The organism is Pseudomonas sp. TH39(2020) (genome assembly GCF_016650715.1).
In the GTDB taxonomy this organism is placed as follows: Bacteria; Pseudomonadota; Gammaproteobacteria; order Pseudomonadales; family Pseudomonadaceae; genus Aquipseudomonas; species Aquipseudomonas mandelii_C.
Map to the genome: position 1 here is coordinate 34,865 of NZ_JAEKFF010000002.1, position 25,781 is coordinate 60,645.

The 25,781-nt window shown below is 58.8% G+C and carries 25 protein-coding genes and 1 pseudogene; 5 read left to right on the forward strand and 21 right to left on the reverse strand.

The features are described from left to right. Positions 1–62: 62 nt before the first annotated feature. Positions 63–1,196, reverse strand: coding sequence for a beta-propeller fold lactonase family protein (locus tag JFU47_RS00195; protein ID WP_201180138.1), 1,134 nt, complete (start codon positions 1,194–1,196; stop codon positions 63–65). 281 nt (positions 1,197–1,477) lie between these two features. Between JFU47_RS00195 and JFU47_RS00200 the strand changes: the two genes are divergently transcribed. Then, entirely contained in the window at positions 1,478–2,779 is a 1,302-nt protein-coding gene (locus JFU47_RS00200; protein ID WP_140893153.1) for an Nramp family divalent metal transporter, read from the forward strand. Positions 2,780–2,824: 45 nt separating this feature from the next. On the opposite strand, the gene JFU47_RS00205 is transcribed toward JFU47_RS00200, so the two are convergent. From JFU47_RS00205 to JFU47_RS00220, 4 genes are all read right to left on the reverse strand, one after another. Further along, positions 2,825–3,781: a 2-hydroxyacid dehydrogenase gene (locus JFU47_RS00205; protein ID WP_140682423.1), complete on the reverse strand. Its 957-nt coding sequence runs from the start codon at positions 3,779–3,781 to the stop codon at positions 2,825–2,827. 33 nt (positions 3,782–3,814) lie between these two features. Continuing rightward, positions 3,815–4,573 carry an SDR family oxidoreductase gene (locus JFU47_RS00210; RefSeq protein ID WP_140682420.1) on the reverse strand — a complete coding sequence of 253 codons (759 nt, stop codon included), beginning with the start codon at positions 4,571–4,573 and terminating at the stop codon, positions 3,815–3,817. A 43-nt stretch (positions 4,574–4,616) separates the two neighbouring features. Continuing rightward, the gene (locus tag JFU47_RS00215) at positions 4,617–5,309 is read right to left on the reverse strand and encodes a fumarylacetoacetate hydrolase family protein (RefSeq protein ID WP_201180139.1); all 693 of its coding nucleotides are present in this window, start codon (positions 5,307–5,309) and stop codon (positions 4,617–4,619) included. Positions 5,310–5,407: 98 nt separating this feature from the next. Then, positions 5,408–6,757, reverse strand: a complete 1,350-nt coding sequence (locus JFU47_RS00220) for an MFS transporter (RefSeq protein WP_201180140.1) — start codon at positions 6,755–6,757, stop codon at positions 5,408–5,410. A gap of 584 nt (positions 6,758–7,341) precedes the next feature. Here JFU47_RS00220 and JFU47_RS00225 point away from each other — a divergent pair. Next, positions 7,342–8,274 carry a helix-turn-helix transcriptional regulator gene (locus tag JFU47_RS00225; protein WP_046048641.1) on the forward strand — a complete coding sequence of 311 codons (933 nt, stop codon included), beginning with the start codon at positions 7,342–7,344 and terminating at the stop codon, positions 8,272–8,274. A gap of 4 nt (positions 8,275–8,278) precedes the next feature. On the opposite strand, the gene JFU47_RS33250 is transcribed toward JFU47_RS00225, so the two are convergent. Further along, positions 8,279–8,410: a hypothetical protein gene (locus tag JFU47_RS33250; RefSeq protein ID WP_274609972.1), complete on the reverse strand. Its 132-nt coding sequence runs from the start codon at positions 8,408–8,410 to the stop codon at positions 8,279–8,281. 310 nt (positions 8,411–8,720) lie between these two features. Here JFU47_RS33250 and JFU47_RS33420 point away from each other — a divergent pair. Continuing rightward, positions 8,721–8,852 (forward strand): annotated as a pseudogene (locus tag JFU47_RS33420) (DNA methylase); the annotation flags it as partial. A 90-nt stretch (positions 8,853–8,942) separates the two neighbouring features. Here JFU47_RS33420 and JFU47_RS00235 read toward each other — a convergent pair. Then, a complete protein-coding gene (locus JFU47_RS00235) occupies positions 8,943–9,224 on the reverse strand; it encodes a hypothetical protein (protein WP_140682411.1) in 282 nt (93 codons plus the stop codon). A 444-nt stretch (positions 9,225–9,668) separates the two neighbouring features. Between JFU47_RS00235 and JFU47_RS00240 the strand changes: the two genes are divergently transcribed. After that, positions 9,669–10,706 carry a GGDEF domain-containing protein gene (locus JFU47_RS00240; RefSeq protein ID WP_185049265.1) on the forward strand — a complete coding sequence of 346 codons (1,038 nt, stop codon included), beginning with the start codon at positions 9,669–9,671 and terminating at the stop codon, positions 10,704–10,706. A gap of 257 nt (positions 10,707–10,963) precedes the next feature. Here the strand turns inward: JFU47_RS00240 and JFU47_RS00245 are convergent, their stop codons facing one another. From JFU47_RS00245 to ribBA, 12 genes are all read right to left on the reverse strand, one after another. Next, positions 10,964–11,188, reverse strand: a complete 225-nt coding sequence (locus tag JFU47_RS00245; RefSeq protein ID WP_207202827.1) for an AbrB/MazE/SpoVT family DNA-binding domain-containing protein — start codon at positions 11,186–11,188, stop codon at positions 10,964–10,966. A gap of 394 nt (positions 11,189–11,582) precedes the next feature. Next, the gene (locus tag JFU47_RS00250; RefSeq protein ID WP_140683842.1) at positions 11,583–12,179 is read right to left on the reverse strand and encodes a sarcosine oxidase subunit gamma; all 597 of its coding nucleotides are present in this window, start codon (positions 12,177–12,179) and stop codon (positions 11,583–11,585) included. A 3-nt stretch (positions 12,180–12,182) separates the two neighbouring features. Then, positions 12,183–15,080 carry a 2Fe-2S iron-sulfur cluster-binding protein gene (locus JFU47_RS00255; RefSeq protein ID WP_201180142.1) on the reverse strand — a complete coding sequence of 966 codons (2,898 nt, stop codon included), beginning with the start codon at positions 15,078–15,080 and terminating at the stop codon, positions 12,183–12,185. Further along, positions 15,077–15,376 (reverse strand): sarcosine oxidase subunit delta, encoded by a 300-nt coding sequence (locus JFU47_RS00260; RefSeq protein WP_140683846.1) that lies wholly within the window; start codon positions 15,374–15,376, stop codon positions 15,077–15,079. The genes JFU47_RS00255 and JFU47_RS00260 overlap by 4 nt, the downstream gene beginning before the upstream one ends. A gap of 13 nt (positions 15,377–15,389) precedes the next feature. Beyond that, a complete protein-coding gene (locus JFU47_RS00265; protein WP_201180143.1) occupies positions 15,390–16,631 on the reverse strand; it encodes an FAD-dependent oxidoreductase in 1,242 nt (413 codons plus the stop codon). Continuing rightward, positions 16,613–17,518, reverse strand: a complete 906-nt coding sequence (gene folD / locus JFU47_RS00270; RefSeq protein WP_140683848.1) for a bifunctional methylenetetrahydrofolate dehydrogenase/methenyltetrahydrofolate cyclohydrolase FolD — start codon at positions 17,516–17,518, stop codon at positions 16,613–16,615. The genes JFU47_RS00265 and folD overlap by 19 nt, the downstream gene beginning before the upstream one ends. Next, the gene (gene purU / locus JFU47_RS00275) at positions 17,515–18,381 is read right to left on the reverse strand and encodes a formyltetrahydrofolate deformylase (protein WP_123366043.1); all 867 of its coding nucleotides are present in this window, start codon (positions 18,379–18,381) and stop codon (positions 17,515–17,517) included. The genes folD and purU overlap by 4 nt, the downstream gene beginning before the upstream one ends. A gap of 329 nt (positions 18,382–18,710) precedes the next feature. After that, positions 18,711–19,865: an ABC transporter ATP-binding protein gene (locus JFU47_RS00280; protein WP_201180144.1), complete on the reverse strand. Its 1,155-nt coding sequence runs from the start codon at positions 19,863–19,865 to the stop codon at positions 18,711–18,713. A gap of 17 nt (positions 19,866–19,882) precedes the next feature. After that, a complete protein-coding gene (locus tag JFU47_RS00285; protein ID WP_059404770.1) occupies positions 19,883–20,692 on the reverse strand; it encodes an ABC transporter permease in 810 nt (269 codons plus the stop codon). Positions 20,693–20,698: 6 nt separating this feature from the next. Then, entirely contained in the window at positions 20,699–21,643 is a 945-nt protein-coding gene (locus JFU47_RS00290; protein WP_201180145.1) for an ABC transporter permease, read from the reverse strand. After that, positions 21,640–22,665, reverse strand: a complete 1,026-nt coding sequence (locus JFU47_RS00295; RefSeq protein WP_123368010.1) for an ABC transporter substrate-binding protein — start codon at positions 22,663–22,665, stop codon at positions 21,640–21,642. The genes JFU47_RS00290 and JFU47_RS00295 overlap by 4 nt, the downstream gene beginning before the upstream one ends. Positions 22,666–22,947: 282 nt before the next feature. Then, positions 22,948–24,057, reverse strand: coding sequence for a bifunctional 3,4-dihydroxy-2-butanone-4-phosphate synthase/GTP cyclohydrolase II (ribBA, locus tag JFU47_RS00300; protein ID WP_201180146.1), 1,110 nt, complete (start codon positions 24,055–24,057; stop codon positions 22,948–22,950). A 71-nt stretch (positions 24,058–24,128) separates the two neighbouring features. Here ribBA and JFU47_RS00305 point away from each other — a divergent pair, with 71 nt between their 5' ends. Continuing rightward, the gene (locus JFU47_RS00305) at positions 24,129–24,422 is read left to right on the forward strand and encodes a DUF1330 domain-containing protein (protein WP_033057753.1); all 294 of its coding nucleotides are present in this window, start codon (positions 24,129–24,131) and stop codon (positions 24,420–24,422) included. Positions 24,423–24,429: 7 nt separating this feature from the next. On the opposite strand, the gene JFU47_RS00310 is transcribed toward JFU47_RS00305, so the two are convergent. Both JFU47_RS00310 and JFU47_RS00315 read right to left on the reverse strand, forming a co-directional pair. After that, positions 24,430–24,993 carry an NUDIX hydrolase gene (locus tag JFU47_RS00310; protein WP_019690464.1) on the reverse strand — a complete coding sequence of 188 codons (564 nt, stop codon included), beginning with the start codon at positions 24,991–24,993 and terminating at the stop codon, positions 24,430–24,432. A 2-nt stretch (positions 24,994–24,995) separates the two neighbouring features. After that, complete coding sequence (locus tag JFU47_RS00315) at positions 24,996–25,748, reverse strand: GntR family transcriptional regulator (protein ID WP_201180147.1); 753 nt, start codon at positions 25,746–25,748, stop codon at positions 24,996–24,998. Positions 25,749–25,781 lie beyond the last annotated feature (33 nt).

The following is a 25,781-nucleotide window of genomic DNA, read 5'->3' on the forward strand; positions in this document are numbered from 1 at the left end:
CATGGAGGTCGGAATGAGCCAACTCCCGACCTCCATACGTCGCGTCTTTTTCCGCTCGAAGATTACTCCGCCGACGTTTGCAGTACCTCAATCCATAACGCGCCTTTGCCCGACGCCGCTTCACCGACACGCTTCAAGGCGCCGGTGTTGCTGACCGCGTAAGTGCCGACTTTTTCGCTTTTCTCGCCCGTCACCAGCAACCAGCGCCCGTTGGGTGAAAAAGCGATATTGCGTGGCTGCTTCTCTTCCACCGGATAATTCTCGAGAAAGCTCAAGCCGCCTGTTGAAGGGTCAACCGCGAATGCCGAAACCGAACTGCTGGTGCGCTCGGTCATCAACAGTAGCTTGCCATCGGGCGAGATCCGCAGGTCCGCCGCCCAGATACGAGGTGTGGGGTCGTCCTTCAAGTCGTTGTTACGTGCATCACGCACTTCGCCGTGAGCCAGTTTCAAACGCTCGGGAATGCCATTGGCAACGGCAACCTGAGTCAATGCGCCGGTGCTGTCATTGATTGAAAACGCTGTGACCGTGCCGCTCATTTCACCGACCACGTACAGGTATTTGCCGTTCGGGGAAAAGGCCAGGTGCCGAGGCCCGGTATTGTCCGGGACACTGATGTAGCCGCTGCCGATGGGGGTGAGCGTGCCGGTTTTGGCATCAAGGCGATATTGCAGGACCTGGTCCGCGCCAAGATTGCCCGCGTAGGCAAAACGGTTGCTCGGGTCGGTACGAACCGAATGCGCATGCGGGCCAGTCTTGTAGCTCAGGATGTTGACGGAAGGCTGATAGGCCTTGTCGATGGCCTGAACGCTGACGGTGTCGGCACCATAGGATGCGCCGAGCAGATAGCGTCCTTTTCGATCGGTAGACAGGTAAGCCATGCTTTCTGCCAGTGGCGCTTTGGACAGCGGCGTCAGATGTCCGCTCTTGGGATCGATGCTATAGCCCAGCACCTGAAACGGCTTGACCCGCAAGGCGGCAAACAACACTTTGCCGTCAGGGGTGATGGCCATGGGGTTGACCTGATCACCGGCGTTGACCTGTTCAATCAGGCGCAGCGCGCCGTTGTTCTGGTCAAGGCGATACTGGGAAATCAGACCGTCTCCCGGGCTCGAGATATAGGCAAAAGTGGCGGCATTGGCTTGCAGGCTGAGGCCGTAGACAACGGCAGCGGCCAAGAGGAGGGGGTTTCTCACAGGTGATTCCTTATTTTTGTAGTTGTGGTCGGTCATCCTATGACTGTCCTTTTGCGACATCAATCGCTGTTTTCTCAAGTTGGAAAAAATACGTCGTGGCTCAGGCGCAGTGGTTACATGAGCCCAGCCTGGTTCGATGCCCATCCACGCAGCCCGACGTTCCCGGCCTGCGATCTTGAAACATTTCTAAACATACTCGCTCAAGAATTGTTGTACGACGTCGTATCTACCGTGTTCGACTGCGCTTGTTCTCACAAAAAAAATAAATGGAGATACCCTCTATGACGAGCATTCGTTCCGTCGAAGGCCAGGCTGCGGCGCCCGCACAAAACCGATTTTCCCGAATACTCAAACTGCTGGGCCCCGGAATCATCGCCGTACTGTCCTGGCTGGGCGCAGGTGACCTGATCACGTCATCCGTGGCTGGGGCCAATTACGGTTACGCGATGATGTGGGTGCTGGCGGTCTCTCTGCTCTTGAGATACCTGATCGTAAACATCATCGCTCGCTTCCAGTTGTGCAATAACCAGGGCATGACCATCCTGCAAGGCTATGCGCAACTGAATCCCTTTTTCGCCTGGTTCATGCTCGTCTACGCCCTGTTGATGGGGCACTTGATGAACGCCTACATGATCAAGGGGGCGGGTGAGTCGCTGGCGATGCTGTTGAAAATCGACCAGCCACTGCTGTGTTCACTGGCGGTGGTACTCGCTGTGTGGATGCTGGTGGGTCGTAATATTTATTCGATGATCGAAGGCGTGATGAAGGTGCTGCTGGCGATCATGACCCTGGCCTTTATTGCCTTGGCCGTAATGTCCGGTCCCGATGTCGTCGGCATCGTCAAAGGCACCATCGGCTTCAGCATCCCGCCGGATGAAGGCGTGCATGGCGCGCTGCTGGTGGCGGTATCGGTTATCGGTGCGGTTGCAGGCTCCATTGCCAACTTCGTGCATCCGTATGTCATGCGCCAAAAGGGCTGGGTAGGGCCACAGCACAAGCGTGTTCAACGTAACGATTTGCTGTTTGCAGTGTTCGTCGGGATCGTCATTAACCTGGCCATCTGGATCGTTGGCGCGGAAATCCTGCGGCCCAACGGCATCGAGGTGAAGACCTTGGGCGACCTGGGCAAAGCGCTGGAAATTTTCTTCGGCCCGATTGGTTGGTATGTGTTCTTCATCGGCGTGTTCGCGACACTGTTTGCCAGTATTTCAGGCAAGACCACTGCGTTCCCGATGCTGATTACCGATGCCTTCCAACACGTTCGTCCTGAACGTCGCGAAAAGTACGGCAAAGAGTTTCATCATGATCCGATGCACAAATGGTTCATGCTTTTTATCCTCGTGACGCCGTTGATCTGGTCGCTGCCAGGCATGCCGGATTTCGTGACCCTGACCATTGGTGTCAGCGCGTTGAACATCATTGGCTTGCCGGTCATTTCCCTGGGCCTGCTGATCATGTCCAACCAGAAGTCACTGCTGGACAAGAAATATCGCAACAACCTGTTTGAAAACATCGCGCTGCTCTTTGCTACAGGCCTCGCGTTGTGGGTCGCCTTCCAGTTGGGCGTCGATCTGTTTACCTGACACCGAGCCGCCGAGGGAACGCAACGTCCCCTCGGTGGCCAGCGTTCAGTCAGTCACGGAACCCTGCGGTATTCTCCCGGCGAAACTGTCCACCAGACTCGCCACCACCATCTCTCCCATTCGCGTGCGGGTCTGCAGCGTCGCACTGGCGCGATGGGGCTGCAGTACCACTTTCTCGTTGCCGAACAGTGCCTCGGGGACGTTCGGTTCATCGACAAACACATCCAGCGCCGCACCCGCGATCTCACCAGCGGCAAGCGCCGCCACCAGATCGACCTCGTTGACCAGCTTGCCGCGCGCCACGTTGATCAGATACCCGTCCTTGCCCAGCGCCTGCAGTACCTCGGCATTGATGATGGCTTCAGCCTTGTCGGCAGCGGCCGCGAGAATCAGCGCATCACTGTTGCTGGCCAGTTGCTTCAAATCGGCGATGAAAGTGTGGTTCACATCGCTCATCGGCTGCAGATCGGTGTAACTGATCGGGCAGCCGAACGCTGCGGCCCGGGTCGCCACTGCACGGCCGACCCGGCCCATGCCGACGATGCCGATGCGCATGCCCGACACCTGACGCGCCAACGGCAACGGGGCCAACGGTGTCGGGCTATGGGGCCATTGCCCCGAACGCACATAACGATCACTGGTGCACAGACCCCGGCACACGGCAATCAACAATCCGATGGCCAGGTCGGCGACGTCTTCGGTCAGCGCGCCGATGGTTGCGGTCACGCGGATCCCGCGATCCCGGGCGTAAGCCAGATCCACCGCATCGGTGCCCACGCCGTTGACCGCCACCACTTCCAGTTTCGGTAGCTGCGCCATCAGCGCCTGGCTGATACCGGTATGCCCGCCGGTGATCACCCCGCGAATGTTCGCGCCGTGTACCTGCAAATAAGCCTGCTTGTCGGCCTGATGGAAGTAACGTCTGACGGTAAACAACTCATCGAGCCGCGCATTGATTTCGGGGATCAGGATCGGGCTGAGCTGCAAGACTTCTGGCTTCATGTAAACCTCGCGTAACGGAATAAAAAGGCCGGTTCAACCGCGACCGGCAAACGGCATGGCACTGGCCATGACGGTCATGTTCAGGACGTTCGCCTCTAGCGGCAGACCGGCGATGTAGCGCACGGCATCGGCCACATGCTTGACGTCCACCATCGGCTCCACGGCGATGGTGCCGTTGGCCTGGCGCACGCCTTTGGTCATGCGCACCGACATTTCGGTCAGGGCGTTGCCGATGTCGATCTGGCTGCAGGCGATGTTGAATTCACGCCCGTCCAGGGCCAGGGATTTGGTCAGCCCCAGCACCGCGTGTTTGCTGGCGGTGTAGGCGCTGCTGAAGGGGCGTGGGGTATGCGCCGAGATCGAGCCGTTATTGATGATGCGTCCGCCCTGTGGCTGTTGCCGGCGCATCAGTGCGAAGGCACCACGGGCGCAGAGGAAAACGCCGTTGAGGTTGGTGTCGATCACGTTTCGCCACTGCTCGAACGTCAGCTCATCGAGCGGCACGGCAGGGGCGTTGACCCCGGCGTTGTTGAACACCACGTCCAGGCGTCCGTATACCTCGGTGATGGTGGCAAACAGCGCATCGACACTGGCCGGGTCGCGCACATCAGTGGGCACCGCCAGCGCTTCGTGTCCTTCGCTGAGCGCCAATTCGACCAAGGCCTGCAACGGCTCCGGCCTACGTCCGGCCAATACCAGGGTGAATCCGTCGGCCATCAGAGCCAGGGCCACGGCGCGGCCGATTCCGCTACCGGCTCCGGTGACCAGGGCGACTTTCAAAGGACTGTTCATGTTGTTATCTCCTTTTTTCAATTCACGAGAGCGTGTGCCGGGTTCAAGGTCGCTGACCGACGCGCATTTCCAGTTGGCCGATGCCGTCGATCCCGGCGTTGATGATGTCGCCTGGTTGCAGCACATCGACGCCTGCCGGGCTGCCGGTCATGATCAAGTCACCGGCCCGAAACGCTACCGATTGCGAGATGCGGCTGATGATTTCACTGACCGACCAGATCTGGCTGTCGAGGCTGTCGCGCTGGCGCTCTTCGCCGTTGACGTTCAGCCACAAATCGCCGTCCGGGTGTCCGGCGCGAGTCACCGGCACGATGGCGGTCATCGGCGCGGCGCCGTCGAACACCTTGGCACCTTCCCACGGCAAACCATTGCTTTTGGCCGTGCGCTGGACATCACGACGGGTCAGATCAAGACCGACGGCATAGCCCCAGACATAGGCCAGCGCCTGACTCACCGGAATGTTGGCGCCGCCTTCACCGATGGCCACGACCAATTCGATTTCGTGGACAAACTCTTCGGTCAACGGCGGGAAAGTCACTTCACCCGCCGCATCCACCACGTTGCTCGCCGGTTTCATGAAGAACACTGGCGGCTGGCGGGACTGGCCTTGGGTGTCTGGCCAAGGGTAGTTGCGGCCGACGCAAAATACCCGGCCAACAGGAAAGCGCTGCTGGCTGCCAGACACCGGCAAGGTCACGGGCAGATCCGGGGTAAACACATATTCGGTCATCGTCATTTTTGTAGTAGTCCTGTTAGAAGCGTCAGCGTACGGCGGCAATCTTTTGCGAAGTTGGACGAATGCCGTCTCGTGTTGGAGAAAAACGGTTTCTTGGCTCAGCGCGCCTTGAGTTCGATGCGATACAAGCGACCGAGCAGCAACGAATAGGACAAGGTCCCCATCAATGCCACGCCACCAATGAACCAGAAGGCGTAGGCAAACGAGCCTGTCGCGTGGACGATGCCGCCAATCACGATCGGGGTGACGATCCCGCCGATGTTGGCGGCCAGGCTGGTGACCCCGCCGGTCAGGCCGATCAGTTCCTTGGGCGCGACTTCCGATACGGCCGCCCACGACGACGAAGCGATTCCCTGAGCGAAGAAGGCAATGGTCAGCACGGCAATGCAGATCACATTCGAGTCGGTGAAATTCACCAGCACAATCGACATACCCAGCATCGATCCGACCACCAATGGCAACTTGCGAGCGAAGGACATTGAGTAACCACGGCGTATCAGCAAGTCGGAGACGATGCCGGCCAGCAGAATGCCGACCGTTGCACCCACGAACGGCAGTACCGCGAAGATCCCGGCCTTGATCATGGTCAGCTTGCGTTCTTCGATCAGGTACGTCGGAAACCAGGTCAGGAAGAAGTACAACGCCGAGGTGCTGGCGAACTTGCCGATGCAAATCGCCCAGATTTGCCGATAGCTGAACAGCTCGGTGATCTGCCTCCAGTTGAACCGGGTGCGCTCCTGACTGCTCTTGACCAGTCCACCCCCGGCTTCGATGTACTTCAGTTCTTCCTGGCTGACGTTCTTGCAGCTCAGCGGATCGCGGTACAAGTAGAGCCAGATCACACCGAACACAATGCCGAGTATCCCGGTGCTGTAGAACACATGGCGCCAGTCGTAGGTCGTGGCCAGCCATAACAGCACGCCGGTAAACAGTGCCGTGCCCAGATATTGGCCGCACACGTAAATGCTGCTGGCCAGGCCCCGTTCGCGGGCCGGGAACCACACCGTGACCGCTCGGCTGTTGGCCGGAAACGCTGGAGCTTCCATGGCACCGACGGCCAGGCGCAGTCCGAACAGCGACGCGAATCCTGTGGCAAGGCCTTGGCACACGGTGACCGTCGACCAACTGATCAGCGACACCCCGTAAGTGAACCGGGAACCGAAGCGATCGGCGATGAACCCGGCAGGCACCAAGGCGAGTGCGTAGGTCCAGGCAAACGCGGAAAAAATCAGGCCCATTTCGATCTTGTCCAGGCCCAGATCCTTGGCCATGAACGGTGCGGCAATCGAGATGTTTACGCGGTCGATGTAGTTGATGATGGTCGCAATCAGCAGCAATGACAGCATGAACCAGCGCCGACGCGTCGGCAGTCGCTGAGGCAACAGGGCGTCCCGGGCGCCGGCGCTCACCGACGGCGCGGTGGACGGGGAGGTTTGCGAGTTCGACATGAGTAGACCTTTTTATTGTTAGAAGAATCGAGATGTTCGCGCGCAGCCGAAGCCGTGCCCGCAGTGCCGGGGCAGAGCAATCGCTGCTGGAATGAGAGGCGCGGACAGCCGCTGTCAGGCGCTCAGATACGCCTTCGGACTGGCTTGATCGGGGGAGGGTTGGCGAGGGGGAAAAACAGGTTCATCACGTGCGCACCTTTTGATTGTTTTTGGAAGGGTCGGGCTGCATTGGTTGTCACAGTGGTCGTACAACCTCTCAAAATCAACGGAGGCGTTAGATCGTTTTTTCTTCTGGAAAAGGCGATTAATGCAGGTGTCCAAGAAAAATCAAATCAGCTCATTTCCTTCGTTATGCTTTATTTGTTTAATAAGTTATTGTTTTTAAAGGATTAAATATTTAAGTGTGCTCATGGTTTTTTGGACGGAGGACACATCACACACGGATACAATTAATTATCTGTATTTCGTTGTCATCCTATGACGTGTTGAAGCCGGCGGTGTCTGCCTTCACAATCACCGCAGTCGCCGCTTGCATCCCGGCGCGACGACAACCTGCCCATGTACCTGTCGAGGAATCCCAGGCGATGTCGTCACCCGATCGAGTGCCCACTTACGTCATGCAGCAACGCAGCGAATTGACGGACTTTTACATCCGCGACAAAAAGGGACGGCGCGCCGAAACCAGCCCGCATCGCCACGAGTATTTCCAGATCCAGGTCAACCTCGGTGGCGATACCGTGCAGCACATCGGCAATGTCGAACGTCCATTTCCGCGCAATACGCTGGCCTTCATCCTGCCGCATCGCGTGCACGTGATTCCGCATCCGGCCGACAGCAATTTCATGGTGATCAATTTTTCCCAGACCTTCCTGCTGCCACATTTGCAGTGCGACCCGATGGACCTGGAGGAAGTCTCGATTCTCCTGGCGCCGGAGTTGTCGCCGTTCCGCTTTCAGGAGCATCTGGATTTCATTCTGGGCGATGAGGACTTCCGCAAAGTCTGTGCCTTGATCGAACAGATGCGAGTCCTGGATGAGAACCGTCAGTTCGGCACCCGCGAGATGCTCAAGGGGTTGCTGCTGCAACTGGTGGGGAGCGTTTGTGCCTTGTATGCCGAGCCGCTCAAACGGTTGGCCGAAGAGAATGCCGCCGAAGTCAGCCGACGCGATGCGCTGAGCAGGATGTCCGAATACTTGCGCAAGAATATTGCCGACCCCGATCTGAACCTGATCAAGGTGGCTGCTGCGACTTACCTGTCACCGACGTATCTGACGCACTGGTTGCGCAAGGAAATCGGCAAGACCTTCACAGAGCTGGTGCTCGAGCGCAGGATGCACGCGGCACGCAATTACCTGCTCAATGGGACACGACCGGTGGGGGAGGTGGCGAGGTTGTGCGGTTTCGCTGACGAGGCTTATTTCTCCCGACGCTTTCGCCAGATTCATGGCCAGCCACCTGGGCAATTCAGGCGTCAGCAACTCAATCCTGATACGCCGCAATCGCCGTCCAATACGTGATTGTTCATCGCTCACATCGCAGCGCAAACTCGACGGCGCTCAGCAAGGCATCGCCGCTGAAGGGTTTACGCAAGCATTCGATGGGCTCATAGCGGCTGGATTCGGCCAGTGTGGCTTCATCCCAGTGTGCCGACATGCAAATCACTGGAAATTTTCTGCCCTTGTGCGGCTCTCCTGATCGTTAGGGAAAGTCTGTCCGCCGGCGACCTTTAAAGTCCTTAAGCAAGCCTTAAAAATTATGAAACTCATGGCCACACCGCTTTAGCGTGTGTCATGGGCGATGGCCAGGACGAAGCGACAGATCCGCGAACTTTGCGGGCTGAGATGAAGTTAGCCGCCACGGCCGATTGCTGCTCGTCAAGAAGGACAGTTATCGACCTAATGCTCTTACCTGATCAGTTGAAAGAGTTCGACGCTGCTTGTGCAGGATCGACGACGAATAGTCTGGAAAGGTAGGAAATATCTTCAAGGTGAGTGGCGATCACCGTGATGTCGAAAAACGATTAAAAGAATTCGATGGGATGGGCCCTAAGACCGTTGAGATTTTTATGCGTGAAGCAATAAAAGTGCTCGCTTGATTGAATAGGCCCACCATGGATGCGGGGTCACCAATGATCTAGAGCTGGCACCAAGCCGTCCCACACCTGATAGCCTCTCGGCGGTACGTTTTACAAATTCGGATAATCATCCAGCGCAAGGCTAGACACGCCTCCGTCCTCAGGTTCGCGCTTCGGCTTATGAATCACTCCAGCTTCAGCGTCCGCGCGCATCTGCTCGAGCTCCTTGTGAAATGCCTTGTCCTGAACCGTGGGCTTACTGGTGTATGGCTTTCGTTCGGGTTCAGGCTGTGCTGCATAAGTCGTTACCACGTCAGGGTCGTGCTGTAGCTTTTCTTGTACTTGCGATTCCAGCATCGCACGTAGCGCATCTTTGTCGGGCCGAGTCAGCAATTTGTCACTCCTATTAGGAAACCAGGCACCCAGTAATCGACTGGGCCCTAGGTCGGGGGGAACATCCAATCGATCGTGTTGAAAATTTGGGCTGCAGATACAGCCACAGGATTTCAGGTCGAGGAGAAGAGGCGAATCATCAATTTCTTCCAACGCGGCGATCGTGTCAAATTGGGTACATGCCTGGGATGATTCCGTAATCGACAGAAACGCAGGCAGTGAGAGAATACAAAGCTACGATCCCTTTTTGATTTCCGGCGTGCTGATCATTGGTGTTGACCTCTACGTGGATATCTATGGCTGGATCGACTTGAACGCGAGAGTTCGGTCTATAGCTAGTCCAACAGGGAGTAGGCATACTTTATGTATGGCTGCTTGGTGTACGTAAGGATATGCTGCCTCCCGACTTCATATATGCCAATAAAAACCAACCACAGTGACGTTATGAGCCAATCAGAGACGCGTGCGACTGCCCTAACGCTGTATCCAGAGGACTCCCGCGAGGCGGCGGCTCTGCTGAAGCAGGCCGTACCACTGATGGTGCGTCACAACATTCCACCAAACCCCGTGCACTATGCTCTCTGGTACACCTACAGCAAAGGTCAGGAGCCAGAGCTTAATCGCCATCTGGACAGGGTGGTCAAAGACTTCGACTGTTTCCCTCCAGAATCTGCTACGAAGCTTTTTCGTGACTACATCATTCGTGACGAATTGGAAGAGGCACGCGCAGGGCAACAACAAGCGATCAATCTGGTTGACGACATGGAGCGTAATGTCTCGCGTAGTGTGAATGGCAGTGTCAACTTTCAAGCCAGTCTTGGCCATTGCATGGAAATGCTCGCGGAGCCGGTCGATCAGAGATTGCCCGCCATTCTGAGCGAGCTGCAACAGAGCACCCAGGTCATGCAGGATCAGCAAGCGCTTTTCCTCTCCCAGCTGCACTCAGCGCAAAATGAAATTATGAGTCTGAGAGACAAGCTCGAGCGAGCCCAACTGGCTGCATCTTTGGATGGTCTGACTAAGGTGTTGAACCGGGCTACCTTCACTCGCTTGCTGGAGCATGCATTGATCAACGCTCCTCATGGGGTGGCATTGGTCATGTTGGATATTGATCATTTCAAGCAGTTCAATGACCGGTATGGCCATCCTTTGGGCGACCGCGTACTTGAACATGTCGGTCAGGTGTTACGGAACTCAATCCCGTCTCAGGCCCTGGCGGCACGCTATGGTGGTGAAGAGTTCTGTGTAGTCCTGCAAGAGTGTTTTGATCTCACCAGTGCTCATACTTTTGCTGAGCAGCTGCGCCTGAAAATTCAGGCGCTGCGGATCAAGGTTCGTGGCACGGATGAGGTGCTGGACACTGTAACTGCGTCCCTTGGTGTCGCCCTCGCCATAGCGGGTGACGATGTGGAAAGCCTTCTGACTCGTGCCGATGATGCCCTCTATCAAGCCAAGCGCAGCGGGCGCAACCGAGTGAATTGAAACTGGCATTCGGATTCAATCTGCAATCACATAGCCCCACAGGATATGGTGATTCGATTCGCGTTCCTTTCGCATGGCAGCCATAGCTAAGCTGTGGTGTGAAGTAACGTCAATGGAGAGGTCGCTCCTTCGGGCTTAAGCCCGGCTCGATCTTGCGCCTTCAGGTGATGTGTCCAGGTATGCGTTTGCGGCTTGGCGGAGGACTCTGAAGTTCAGCCTGATGTACCGGTTCAGCGAAGCATTTTATGCCTTCCTCATTAGTCTTCGAGGCTGCCGCGCGGTTCGCTATTCCAGGCTTCAGTGAGCTCGTCTATCCGATCTGTGATTTGAGGCTTTTTTGATAGGACCAGGCAGCGCGTGTTGCCGACAAATTCTTCTATCAGATACACAGAGTCGCCGACATCCAGCTCCAACTCCTGCAACGCTTCATCGGGAATTCGAATAGCACCGTCACCATCCCATTCTTCGATGATGATTTTCATAGGGGGCTTTCTCACGTGTAGTCTCCAATGCTTCTGAGTCGGCAATGGTAACGTGTTTTGGTCTATCCGGTTTAGAGCGAACCTAGACATCCCAAATAGCTAAGCTCTACGGCTCCGGCGCTCTGACCGAACAACCGCTCCATCTGTAATTTCCTGTTTGTCATTAAGGCCGGGGAAATCACACACTTGCGAAAGTACTTGCCGCTGACTGTTATAGACCCCCTCAGAATTGAGTCCGTTCCTGCTCCAGGATCCACAAAAAAACGCCACTCAATGAGTGGCGTTTTTTTGTGCGTGACATTTACAAGCGGCATTGCCATCACTGTCGGCATCTGCCCATGCATGCTTGGAACGGAATTTCGTCTCAGCAGTCATGACCAGTAGGACGGCAGAGTCAGCGCGTTTTCACAGCGGTAGCCAGACCTGAATACTCCTGCATTGCATCCTCCAACGCCCCCCGAAAATACTCCCGCGACGCCCGGTCACAAAGGATGTGCAAGCTCGCCTGCTGCACGGTGCCGGAATTGATCACGATCACGTTGATGCGTGCCGCCGACGTCTGGGCCACCGCTCCCGGGCCGAACGCCTGAGGGCTCAGGTCAACCCCGCAGAGCTTGGCCAACACTTCGCTCAGATGATCCCCCGTCAGCTGAAAACAGGCATGGCTGTCCTGCCGAGGCAGCAGATAGTTGGCTTGATGATCAAGTTCCCAGCGTGCCTCTTCATCCGCCATTCGTTGGCCTTGATCCTCTGGGCTGCCGAGCAGCAGGTATTCGGTCTGCGACAGCCGCGCCACCTGACTGCCGTCGGCTTGAATCACCGCACGGTTGGGCGCATCCGGCAGGACGAAGCCGCGGCTGCGCAGGTACGCGGCACTGTGGGCGCCGCGGAAACCGACTCGCGGCAGGTCAGTCAGGTCCGCCAGGCGGCACCCTGGCATCGGTGCCAGGGCTTGCCGAGGGATGCTGTGTTGTTCTCTCAGACTGGTCATGAGTCAAAGCTCCTGGCGTTGGTTATCGGGATCGAAGAAGGGCAACTGCACCACCTCGGCCTGGACCACGATGCCGCCTTCGACGCGGATCGGAATCCGTTGCCCTGGCGTGCTCTGATCGATGCCGGCGTAGGCCAGGCCAATGATCTTGCCCAGGGAGGCGGAATATTCGCAGGAGGTGACGTTGCCGCTGATGTCGGGGCCGTTCAGCACCAGATGGCCTTCCAGCGGTTGCAGGCTGCCTTTGGGCAGGCTGAAACCCACCAGTTTGCGTTTCAGTGGCTGGGCTTCGAGGATGTCTACCGAGCGGCGGCCGACGAAGAACGGCTTGGTGCGGCTGATCGCCCAGCCCATGTCGATTTCCGCCGGGTGGGTCATGCCGTCAGTGTCCTGACTGATGATCACGTGGCCTTTTTCCAGACGCAGCAGGCGCTGGGTTTCGACGCCGAAGGGGCGGATGTCATGTGCTTTGCCGGCCTCAATCAGTGCGTCCCAGAGCTTGAGCCCATGACGCGCGGGTACGTGGATTTCATAGCCCAGTTCGCCGACAAAACCGACTCGCAACAACCGGGCCTTGATGCCGGCCACGGTGCCCTGGCGAACGCCCAGATAAGGGAAGGCATCGGCGCTCAGGTCGAGGTCGGTGCAGACCTGTTCCAGCACCTTGCGCGAGTCCGGCCCGGCGACGTTGACTGCACAAATGGCCGCAGTGACGTTGGCGACATCCACGTCGAGGCGCCATTGCGCGTTCCACTTAAGCATTTGCTGATAGATCCGGTCGACACCGCTGGTGGTGGCGGTGACGTAGAAATGGTTCTCGGCAAACCGCGCGCAGACACCGTCGTCGATCACCACGCCGTGCTCATTGGTCATCAGCGCATAACGGGAGCGGCCGATCGGCTGCTTGAGAAAGGCGAACGTGTACATCCGATTGAGCAGTTCGGCCGCATCCGGGCCGCGCACATCAAGGCCACCGAGGGTCGAGACATCGATGATGCCGACCTTGTTGCGCACGTGCAGGGCTTCAGCCTGCATGCACGCCTCGCGATCCTTCGCGTTGCCGTAGTAGGCCGGGCGTTGCCAGATGCCCGCAGGCATCATCTTCGCCCCGGCTTGCAGGTGACGTGCGTGCATCGGCGTTTGCCGGTACGGGTCGAACGCGCGACCGGCGACATGCGCCAGCTTTTCAGCCACAAACGGTGGTCGTGCGGTGGTCACGCCGGTTTCACTGATGTTGCGTTGGGTGGCCCAGGCCACCAATCGCGCGGTCGGCAGCGCCGAGTGACGACCTTGAGACGGGCCCATGCCGACGGTGGAGTAGCGCTTGACCAGTTGCACGTCGCGATAACCGATCCGGGTGGCGTTGACGATGTCGGCTACTTGCAGATCCTCGTCGAAGTCGACGAAGTCCTTGCCTTTGGGATGCGGGAAGATTGGCCAATTAAAGTTGACCCGAGCCTCGCCGCTGAATGGCGCGCGTTGCGTACCGACTGTCAGACCCAGCGCGAGGGCGGCTTCGGTACCGGCATTCACACCATCGGCAATCACGTTATCCAGCTGGTGACGACCGTTGACCGAGCCGGCGACATTCAGATTCTTTGGCAGGCCGCTGAGAGTGAACTCGGCACGCTGATCGTCGTAGGCCAGTTTGCCGCCGGCCTGGCACAGCAGTTGATAGACCGGCATGTAACCGGCGGACATGCACAGTAAATCGCACTCCAGATGTTGCCCGCTCTCGGCGACCTGGCCTTGTGCGGTGATCTTGCGCACGTCGACGCCGTTGATATGGCGCATGCCTTTCTCGTGCTGGGCTTCATAGACGGTGCTGTTGCTCTGACGGTAGATCTTGCGTTGCGCCAGTGCACCCAGCAAGGATTCGTCCGAAGGACCATGGCGCAGGTCCACCACCGCGACGACCTCCACGCCCTGGTCATGCAGATCCAGCGCGGCGAGGTAACCGTCATCGTTGCCTGTCAGCACCACGGCGCGTTTACCGGGTTTGACCGCATACAGTTTCATCAGTCGTTGCGCGGCGCTGGTCAGCATGACGCCCGGCAGGTCGTTGTTGCGAAAGATCACCGGTTGATCGAAGGCCCCGCTGCACACCAGGCACTGGCGGGCGCGGACCTTGTACATGCGTTTGCCCTGAATCACCGGCAGGTAGTTGTCGGTGAACCAGGCGTTGCAAGTGGCTTCGGTCAGGATCTGGATATTGGCGTGTTGCTCTACCGCAGCGAGCAGTTCGCGGCGCAGGTTTTCAGCCCTGGTGCCTTCGATATCGAAGCGGGCATAGGTTAGCGAACCGCCGAGCACCGGTTGTTGCTCGATGAGCAACACCTTGGCCCCCGCGTTGGCTGCCGTCAGCGCCGCATGGAGCCCGGCGGGGCCTGCGCCGATGACTGCCAGGTCGGTGAAAAGGTAAGCCTTGTCGTAGTACTCGGGCCGGAAGGTCAGGTCGAGCACACCGAGGCCGGCCTTCTTGCGAATGATCGGTTCCCAGACTTTCCACATGCCTTTGGGCTTGTAGAAAGAACGGTAGTAGAAACCCACCGGCATGAATTTCGAGAACTTGCCGAGGTAGGCGTCCTTGTCGTTATCCAGCGAGCCGTTGACGTTCTGCGCCGTCACCTGCAACCCAGCGGACAACGCATGTGCGTCGGCCAGTACGTTGGGCTCTTCGGGCAACTGCACCAGGCTGTTGGCGTCCTGGCCGGCCATGGTCAGCGGGCCACGCGGACGATGGTATTTGAACGAACGGGAGATCAGGAAACGCCCATTGGCCAATAGGGCGCTGGCGATGCTGTCGCCTTGCAAGCCTTGGTAGCGGTGGCCGTCGAAGCTGAAATCCAGCGGCTGATCACGGTCGATCAGCAAGCCCATGGGGGCGGGTAGGCGATTCATCCTGCGATCTCCTTGGCGACGCTGAAGTCGACGCGGGCGGTGAACAGTTCTTTGGGGTCGAAGGTGCGCAGGATTTCATCGGTTACGGTGTGCCGCTCCGCCAGAAACCAGTAGCTGGATGGCGTGTGCATCCACCATTCGCGCACCACACCGGCGAGGTTGTCGGTGTTGAACACGTAGTCGGCCCATTCGGCGTCGCTGCAACTGACCGGGTCAGGCATCGGCTTGAATTCACCGCCATAGGTGAACTCGCTGATATTGCGCGGCCCGTTGAGCGGGCAATTCATGATTTTCATAGTCCGCTCTCCGTCAGTGACTGGCCGCCGTGGCGCCCATTTCGTTGACTTGCTGGAAGGTCGAGAAACGTTCGAGGCCGAAAGGTTTGATCAGATCCGGCACCTTGCCGCCGCTGGCCACCAACTCTGCCATGGTCTTGCCGCAGATCGGCGTGGCCTTGAAGCCCCAGGTGCCCCAGCCGGCGTCGAGGTAGTAATTCTTCACCGGCGACAGGCCCATGATCGGGCTGTAATCCGGGGTCATGTCGGTGATACCGGCCCATTGGCGCATCAGCTTGGCGTTGGCCAGGAACGGGAACATCTCGATGGCATGGGCCAGCAAGCTTTCCTTGAGGTCCAGCGTCGAGCGTGTATTGAACAGTGGATAGGGATCGGAGCCGCCACCGAACACCACTTCACCGCGGCCGGTCTGCTGCACATAGCAGTGCAGGGCGGAGGAGCTCACCAGCGGATCGAGAAACGGTTTGAACGGCTGGGTGACCATCGCTTGCAGCGGAAAGGTCTGGATCGGCGAACGGATCCCGGCCTTGGCCATCAACAAGGAACTGTGTCCGGCAATCGCCTGCACTGCACAACCGCACTTGATGGTGCCGCGATTGGTTTTCACGGCGGTGATGGCGCCGTTCTCGATGATCAGGTCCTGGACTTCGGTCAGCTGATGGATTTCCACGCCACGCTTGGCCGCCTGCTTGGCGTAACCCCAGGCCACGGCGTCGTGGCGCGCGGTGGCGCCGTCGATGTGCCACAGACCGGCGATCACTGGCAAGTGGCCGGGATCGAGGTTAAGGCTGGGCACCAGTTCGCGGATCTGCTGGCGGTCGATCATCTCTGTACGGCCGCCGAAGTGTTTGTTGACCTCGGCGCGCTGACGGAACGAACGCACCGTGGCATCGGTGTGAGCCAGGGTCAGTTGGCCGCGCTCGGAGTACATGATGTTGAAATCGAATTCGTTGGACAGCGACTGGAACATCCGCACCGACTCGGCATAAAAGCGCACGCCTTCGCTGGTCAGGTAATTGGAGCGGATCACTGCGGTGTTGCGCGCGGTATTGCCGCCGCCCAGATAGGACTTTTCCAGCACCGCGATGTTGGTGATGCCGTGGTACTTGGCCAGGTAGTAAGCGGTGGCCAGACCGTGGCCGCCGGCACCGATGATCACCACGTCATAACTCGACTTGAGTTCCTTCGGTGGCGGCAAATCCACTTCCACCGGGTACTCCGAACTCAGCCCGTATTTCAATAGATTGAATGGCATAGGGCCTCCGATTGGCTGCGTTGAGCCTGGTGTTGCGCAAGGGCTGCGGTGACAGTGTTTTTCATCAGAAAGGCGATGGTCATCGGCCCGACACCACCAGGTACCGGGGTGATCGCCGCGACGTGGGGCAGGGCGCTGTCGAAGTCGACATCGCCCACCAGACGGCTGCGGCCATCGTCTTCGATGCGGTTGATGCCGACGTCGATCACCACTGCGCCTGACTTCAGCCAACTGGCGTCGATCAGCCTTGGGCGCCCCACGGCGGCGATGACGATGTCTGCCTGCCGGCACAGAGCCTGCGGATCCGGGCTGCGCGAATGCAGGACGGTCACTGAGCAGTCGGCTTGCAGCAACAACGCGGCCATGGGTTTGCCGACGATGTTCGAGCGACCGATCACCACTGCGTGCTTGCCGCGCAGATCGCCGCAGGTTTGTTCCAGCAAATACAAACAACCACTGGGGGTGCAGGGCGCGAGTACCGTGCGACCCTGGCTGAGACCGCCGACGTTCTGACTGTGGAACCCGTCTACATCCTTGTCCGGAGCGATAGCCTCCAGTGCGCGTAATTCGTCGATATGCGAAGGCAGCGGCAGCTGCAGAAGAATGCCGTGGATCGAGCGATCGGCATTCAGTCGGGCGATCAAGATGAGTAACTGTTCAGTGCTGGTGTCCGTGGACAGCCGATGTTCCAGCGAGCGGATACCCACCTCTTCGGCGCGCAGGATCTTGTTTCGCACGTAGACCTGGCTGGCAGGGTCGCTGCCCACCAGAATCACCGCCAGTGCCGGTTGAATGTCTTGCTCGCGCAGGCGCTCCACGTCCTTGCGGACCTGCACCAGGACGCGGGCGGCGGTAGCCTTTCCGTCGATCAGTTTGTGTGCGTTCACCGGAAGATCACCGTTCTGTCCTGGTTGAGGAAAACCCGGTGTTCCAGGTGGTACTTGACCGCCTTGGACAGGGCCACGGTTTCGGTGTCACGGCCGGTGGCGACCAGGTCGTCGGGCAGGTAGACGTGATCGACCCGCTGTACTTCCTGCTCAATGATCGGTCCCTCGTCGAGGTCGCTGGTGACGTAATGGGCGGTGGCGCCGATCAGTTTCACGCCGCGCTGGTAGGCCTGGTGATAAGGCTTGGCTCCTTTGAAGCCGGGCAAGAACGAATGGTGAATGTTGATCGCCCGCCCCGAGAGTTGCTTGCACAGGTCATCGGAGAGGATCTGCATGTAGCGCGCCAACACCACCAGTTCGGTGCCGGTGTCGTCGACGATCTTCATCAGTTCGGCTTCCTGTCGGGCCTTGGTTTCCTTCGTCACCGGCAAGTAGATGAAGCGAATGCCCTCGCGTTCGGCCATGGGCCGCAAGTCGAGGTGGTTGGAGACGATGGCGGTGATGGTCATGTCCATCTCGCCCTTGTGGTAGCGATAGAGCAGGTCGGTCAGGCAGTGGTCGAACTTGCTGACCATCAGCAGCACACGCATCGGCTCGCGGGTGTCGTGCAATTCCCAGGTCATCTCGAACGCCTTGGCGACGTCGGCGAAGCCGTCCTTGATCTGTTGAATGTCGCCCTGATGGCCGTCGTTGAAGCGGAACACCGCACGCATGAAAAACCGGCCGCTGAAGTCGTCGTCGAATTGCGCCATCTCCCCGATGTAGCAACTGTTGTCCGCCAGGTAGGTGGTGACGGCAGCGACGATGCCGGACACTGCGGGACAGGTGATCTTGATGATGAAATGGTTTTTTTCGTGTTGCATGACACGTCCTCGGGATGATGGCGGCAGCTCATCGCATAGCGAAAAAAGTGTCAGCGGACAGCAGGCTCATCCATGAGCGCGTTTTCTTGTGGGGAATAAATTATTCCTGTTGATGGCTTTATAGGGGAAATGGGTGCGTGGCGTCTAGGGGTTTTGTGAAAGTTTTTTAACTGGGAGGAAATTATGAGAGGGCGGCCTGATAGTCGGCCTGGGTGATTTAATCGTGTACCCCCAACCAAAAAGCAAAAAAAAGGCCGCCACAACCCGACGTTGCAGCGACCCGAGGGTGACAGATGAATCACGGCCCACTGGCATGGACCGGCGCCAAATCAATGAGCCCCAGCAGCCTTGTTCAAATCACTCTCAGCCCATTCGGTATACACACATGCATCCGCAGTAGCCCAACGCACACGCACAGGATCGCCAGTCTTCAGCGGCATGCCGGCGGCGGAGAGCGCCTTGACGGTCATCGAAGTGCCGCCCAGGGTTTTCACCGTGCAGGTCTGGCTTTCACCGAGGAACAGCACCTCACCCACTATCGCCGAGACTTCATTCCAGCCCGCCGCCAAGGGTTCTTGAGCGGATTGTTCAACACTCAAGGCTAGCGCTTTTTCCGGACGCACCATCAGCAGCACATCCTGATCAGTTTGCAAACCTGCAGTCAGGCGAATCGACAACGATTGCCCTTCAAACGAAGCCACTGCATTGCCCTGAGCCTTGAGCTTGAGGAAGTTCGAGTTACCCAGGAATGAAGCAACAAAGGCATTCGGCGGATTCTGGTACAGGTCAAAACCGCTGCCCAGGCCGACGATCTTGCCGTGGCTGAAAATCGCGATGCGCTGGGACAGGCGCATGGCTTCTTCCTGGTCGTGGGTCACATAGACGATGGTGATGCCCAGACGCCGATGCAGTTGACGCAGTTCATCCTGCAAGTCTTCACGCAGTTTCTTGTCCAGAGCACCGAGCGGTTCGTCCATCAGCAGAATGCGTGGTTCATATACCAACGCCCGAGCAATCGCTACACGTTGCTGCTGGCCGCCGGACAGTTGCGAAGGGCGGCGATGCGCAAATTGCTCAAGCTGCACCAGTTTGAGCATCGCATCGACCCGGCGCTCGCGCTCGGCGGTGGCCAGTTTGCGAATGGCCAATGGGAACGCGATGTTGTCGCGTACCGACAGGTGCGGGAACAACGAGTAACGCTGAAACACCATGCCGATGTCACGCTTGTGCGGCGGCACGTTGACCAGCGATTGGCCATTGACCAGGATCTCGCCGCTGCTCGGGGTTTCGAAGCCGGCCAGCATCGACAGCGTTGTACTTTTACCTGAGCCGCTGGAGCCAAGGAACGTTAGGAATTCGCCGTCCTTGATGTCCAGCGAGATGTCGTCCACGGCGGCAAAGTCACCGTAGTACTTGTTCAGGTTGCGCAGACTAACCAACGGTTGGTCGTTCTGATGCGCGGAATCTTTGATCACTGCACTCATGTCGTACTCCTGGGCGCTCAGGCGCTGATTTCATTGCGCCGGCGAAGGGCGGCGGCGATCACCATGACCAGTACCGAGAGGCCGATCAGCAGCGTCGAGGCGACGGCGATCACGGGCGTCAGGTCCTGGCGCAGGGTGGTCCACATTTTCACGGGAAGGGTTTGCAGGGTCGGGCTGGCCATCATCACGCTCAGCACCACTTCATCCCAGGAAACCAGGAACGCAAACAGCGCGCCGGCCACCATGCCCGGACGAATCGCCGGAAAGGTCACCTTGAACACCGCTTGCAAGCGTGAGGCGCCGCAGATCACCGCGGCATCTTCAATCGACTGATCGAACAGCTTCAGCGAGTTGATGATCGAGATGATGGTGAACGGCAACGCAACAATGACGTGGCTCACGACGAAGGCGAACATCGTCCCGGTGTAGCCCAGTTTCAGAAACAGCGCGTACACCGCCACCGCGATAATCACCAGCGGCACGATCATCGGCAGGGTGAACAGACCGTAAAGCATCTCCCGTCCCGGGAAGCGCCCACGCACCAGTGCAAAAGCGGTGGGCAAACCCAGCGCCACGGCGAAGAAGGTGGTCAGCACCGCAACCTTGAGGCTGGCCAGCGCCGCGTTCATCCAGTCGGCGTTGGAGAAGAACTGGCCGTACCATTTCAGCGTCCAGCCCGGCGGCGGGAACACCAGCCACTGGGAGGAACCGAAGGACAGCAGCACGATGAATACGATCGGCAGCAACAGAAACAGCGCGATCAATCCGGTCGTGAAGTACAGGCCGAAGCGCATGCGCCGGCTCATGGCATTGGGGGTCAGGAGCATGACGGCTTACCTCGCGTTGCTGGCGCCAACCGGGGATTCCGGCTGGAGCTTCAGGTAGAAGTAGAACAACACCAGCGTAATGACGATCAACAACGCGGCGCCGGCGCTGGCCAGGCCCCAATTGAGGAACGACTGCACCTGCTGAATGATGAACTCGGGCAGCATCATGTTCTGCGCACCACCCAGCAGTGCCGGGGTGACGTAGTAACCGAGCGACATCACGAACACCATCAGGCCACCGGAGAACAACCCCGGCCGGCACAGCGGCAGGAACACCCGGAAGAAGTTGGTCCAGGGGCTCGCGCCGCAAATGGAACCGGCCTGCAGGATCATCGGGTCGATGGCCTGCATGGTCGCCTGCAGTGGCAGCACGATGAACGGGATCATGATGTAGCTCATGCCGATCACCACGCCGGTGAGGTTATGCACCATCTCCAGCGGCTGATCGATGATGCCCATCGCCATCAACGCCTTGTTGATCACCCCGGACGCTTGCAGCAACACCAGCCAGGAATAGGTGCGGGCGAGGAGGCTGGTCCACATCGACAGCAGCACGATGTTGAGGATCCAGCGCCCCCAGCCACGGGGCACCAGGGTGATGGCCCAGGCCAGTGGAAAGCCGAGCAGCAGGCTGAACAATGTCACCAGTCCCGCCACCGAGAAGGTGTTGAGCAATACCCGCGCATACGCCGAGTTGGCGAACAGCTGCTCGTAGTTGCCCAGTCCCGGTACCGGCTCCAGCACACCACGCAGCAGAAGCCCGATCAGCGGTGCCAGAAAAAACAGGCCGAGGAACAGCAGGGCGGGGATCAGGTTGCTTGCGCCGCGCCAGCGCTGTGCCAGGGAAGGGGATTGGTTCATCGTAGCCGCCTTGCCGAGTGCCGAGCCGGCAGCGCCCGTGGCGCTCCCGACCTGCGTGGGTTGACGGGACGCGGTTACCGTCATTTTCATTTGACCAGCCATTCGTTCCACCGTGTCGCGATGGCCGGACCGTTTTTGGCCCAGTACGCGAAATCAAGAGTGATCTGATCCTTAGCGTAGGCAGTCGGCAGGTTAGGGGCCAGTACCGAATCCAGGCGGGCCACGCTGTCGACGTTGACCGGCGCATAGGCGGTCAGGTTGGAGAAGTCAGCTTGTCCTTTGGCGCTGCTGGCGTTGGCCAGGAACTTCATGGCCGCAGCCTTGTTTTTTGTCCCTTTAGGCACGACCAGAATGTCAGCCATGACCAGGTTCTGTTTCCAGCTCACGCCCACGGGTGCGCCGTCTTCTTGCAGGGCGTGGATCCGGCCGTTCCAGAATTGCCCCATGCTGGCTTCGCCAGAGGCCAGCAACTGTTGCGACTGGGCGCCGCCGCCCCACCAGACGATGTCTTTCTTGATGGTGTCGAGTTTCTTGAAGGCGCGATCCAGGTCCAGCGGGTAGAGCTTGTCGGCGGCTACGCCATCGGCCAGCAGGGCCAGTTCAAGCACGCCTGGGCTTGGCCATTTGTAGAGGGCGCGTTTACCGGGGTAGGTCTTGGTGTCGAACAGCGCGGACCAGTCCTGAGGTTTGCTGGCGCCGAGCTTGCTCTCGTTGTAGCCGAGGACGAAGGAGAAGAAGAACGAGCCTACGCCGTGATCAGAGACAAACCGCGGGTCGATTTTATCGCGCTGAATGACCGTGAAGTCGAGGGGTTCAAGGAGGCCTTCGGAGGCGGCGCGCAGGGCGAAGTCGGCTTCGACATCGACGACGTCCCACTGCACGTTGCCGCTTTCGACCATGGCTTTGAGTTTGCCGTAGTCGGTCGGGCCATCCTGAACCACGGTGATGCCGCTGGCTTTGCTGAACGGATCGGCCCAGGCCTGCTTTTGTGCATCCTGGGTGCTGCCGCCCCAACTGACGAAGTTGACGCTTTCAGCCGCCATTGCCACGTGACTGGCCGTGGCCAGTAAGCCGGCGAACAGTACTGCGGTTGCACGTTTGTTCAACACCATTTTCACGCCCTCATTTGTTGTGTTTTTGAGCGGGCTTGGTAATGCCCGCCTATCGGGAGCAGTAGGTCTATCTGGCCTCTAAAGGCGACCGTGCCAAGGGCTGTTATTGGTGCTTTCCCTGTCGGGCGCACTTGGCTGAAGCATCCGGTCTATGGAATATCATATTATGGTATTCCAAACTTTGTGCAAGCACTTTGCCTTACCGGCTATCAGCCAAAAAAGGTTTTTTTTACCGTCAGGCCACGGGTAGTGGCCTTCACGTTTATAGAAAGAAGCCAGGAATCATTCGGTGAAAGGGATACTTTCCACGACTTCCAGGTTGTAACCGGTCAAACCCGCGTATTTCAGCGGAGGACCAAGATGGCGCAGCTTGCCCACGCCCAGATCCTGCAGAATCTGCGCACCGGTACCCACTTCAGAATAGATGCGCGATTGCGAACGGCTGAATTGCCGTGGCGGCTGGGTCAGCTGCGGCACACGCTCCAGCAGCGCTTGCGATGACTCATGATTGGCGAGCACCACCACCACGCCGCGACCTTCCTCGGCGACTCGCTGCAACGCCGCCCACAACGTCCAGTTTGACGGCCCGCTGTATTCGGCGCCGACCAGATCGCGCAGCGGATCGATCACATGCACGCGCACCAGCGTCGGCTCGTCGCGGTGCAACTTGCCCATGACCATTGCCATGTGGACGCCGCCTTCGATGCGGTCTTCAAAGGTGATCAGCCGGAAGGTGCCATGCACCGTAGGCAGTTCACGTTCACCGATCCGCACCACCGTGTGTTCGGTGCTGAGGCGATAGTGGATCAGGTCGGCGATGGTGCCGATCTTGATCCCATGCTTGCGCGCGAACACTTCCAGGTCCGGGCGGCGGGCCATGGTGCCGTCATCGTTCATCACTTCGACGATCACCGAGGCCGGGGTAAAGCCGGCCAGGCGTGCCAGGTCGCAACCGGCCTCGGTATGACCGGCGCGGGTCAGCACGCCGCCTTCCTTGGCACGCAGTGGAAAAATATGACCGGGTTGCACGAGATCGGTGGGCCCGGCATTAACGGCGACCGCGGCTGCCACGGTACGCGCCCGGTCGGCGGCGGAAATGCCGGTGGTCACGCCGACGGCGGCCTCGATGGACACGGTAAACGCTGTGCTGAACACGCTGCCATTGCTCGGCACCATCTGTTCCAGCCCGAGGCGCTGACAGTGGTCGTCGGTCAAGGTCAGGCAGATCAGGCCGCGAGCTTCCCGGGCCATGAAGCTGATCGCCTCGGCCGTGCAGCAATCGGCGGCCAGCAGCAGGTCGCCTTCGTTTTCCCGATCCTCGTCATCGACCAGGAGCACCATCTTGCCTTGTCGATAGTCTTCGATAATTTCTTCGATGCTGTTGAAGGCCATGCTGGGATTCTCAGTGTTTGGTTGAATTATTTTGTGGTATACCATAATACAAAATAAACCGAGAGGTCACTATGAAGGCGTACTGGATTGCTCATGTAGATGTCACCGACCCCGATCAATACAGCCAATACACCCAGCGGGCGCCAGCGGCCTTCGCGTTGTATGGCGGGCGGATGTTGGCCCGTGGCGGGCGCAGCGAAGCGCTGGAAGGCGGGCCCACGCCGCAGCGCAACGTGGTGATTGAATTCGACTCGTACGAACAGGCGCTGGCCTGCTACCAGTCGGAGGAATATCAAGAAGCGAAACGGCACCGCGAGGGCGTGGCCCGGGCCCAGATCATCATTGTCGAGGGCGTGGCGCCCTGAGCCAGACTCAGCGAATAAAGTGGATCTTGCCGGTGTCGTCGTTGCCGATGTAGATGCCATACACACCGGCCTGGCGTTCCTCGATATAGCGTTCGAGGATCTGCCGGATCGCCGGGTAGTAGATGCTGTCCCAAGGGATGTCCTCGGGTGCGAAGAATTTGTAGTCGAGGGTTTCCGGCCCGTACTGGCCGGTGATCTCCAGGGCGATGGCGCGGAAGATGATGTACACCTCGCTGATCTTCGGCACGCTGAAGATCGAGTAGGGCGAGAGAATTTCCGCGCGCACGCCGCTCTCTTCCCAGACCTCGCGCAGCGCCGCCTGCTCGGTGGTCTCGCCGCCTTCCATGAAGCCGGCCGGCAGCGTCCAGGTGCCAGGACGCGGCGGGATGGCGCGCTGACACAGCAAATACTTGCCGTCCTGCTCGATGATGCAGCCGGCAATGATTTTCGGATTGACGTAATGGATGTAGCCGCAGCCGCGGCACATCAGGCGCTCGTGCGTATCGCCCGGCGGCAGCTGAGACCTGAGGTCATTGCCGCCGCACTTTGGACAAAAGCTCGGGCTGAACATCTTTAGCGACCTATGCGCGGTTCTTTAAGCGCGATCGGCAGGGTGATGTCGGGGATTTTTCCGGTCTCCTCCTGTTTGCGCTTGAGGTAATCCAGAGCGACGGCTGCGGCGGCGCGGACGTGGTCGACACACGCCTGATGGGCGGCCAGCGGATCGCCGCTCTTGATGGCCGCGACCATGCGTTCCATTTCCTGATTGCTGGCGCCACGACGGTTTTCCTGGGACACCGATGTCGCCCGCAAGTAGCTGATTCGTGCCTGCAACTGGCGCAGCTGAGTGGCCGCCACATGGTTGCCGGAGCCTTCGAGCAGGACATCGTAGAAACCCTGAACCGAGTCGATGACCTGTTGCAGTTCACCTTCCTTGAGGGCCTTGCGGTTTTCCTCCAGGGCTTTTTCCAGGGCCTTGATGTCCTTGGCCTTGGCACGCAGGGTAAACAGTTGGACGATCAAACCCTCGAGCACGCAACGCAGTTCGTAGATATCGACGGCATCGGCCAGGGTAATGATGGCGACACTGGGCCCTTTGGCATCGGCGAATTCCACCAGGCCTTCGGATTCCAGGTGACGCAAGGCCTCGCGTACGGACGTGCGGCTGACGCCCAGGCGATCACACAAATCGCGTTCGACCAAGCGGTCTCCCGGCATGAGCTGGAAGTTCATGATGGCGCTTCGCAGTTTATCCAGCACGATTTCGCGCAGGGTAACGGGGTTGCGATTGACCTTGAAGCTGTCGTCGAGTGGCAGGCGTTTCATGGGGTCCGCTCTGAATGTGGCTGTCCATGCAAA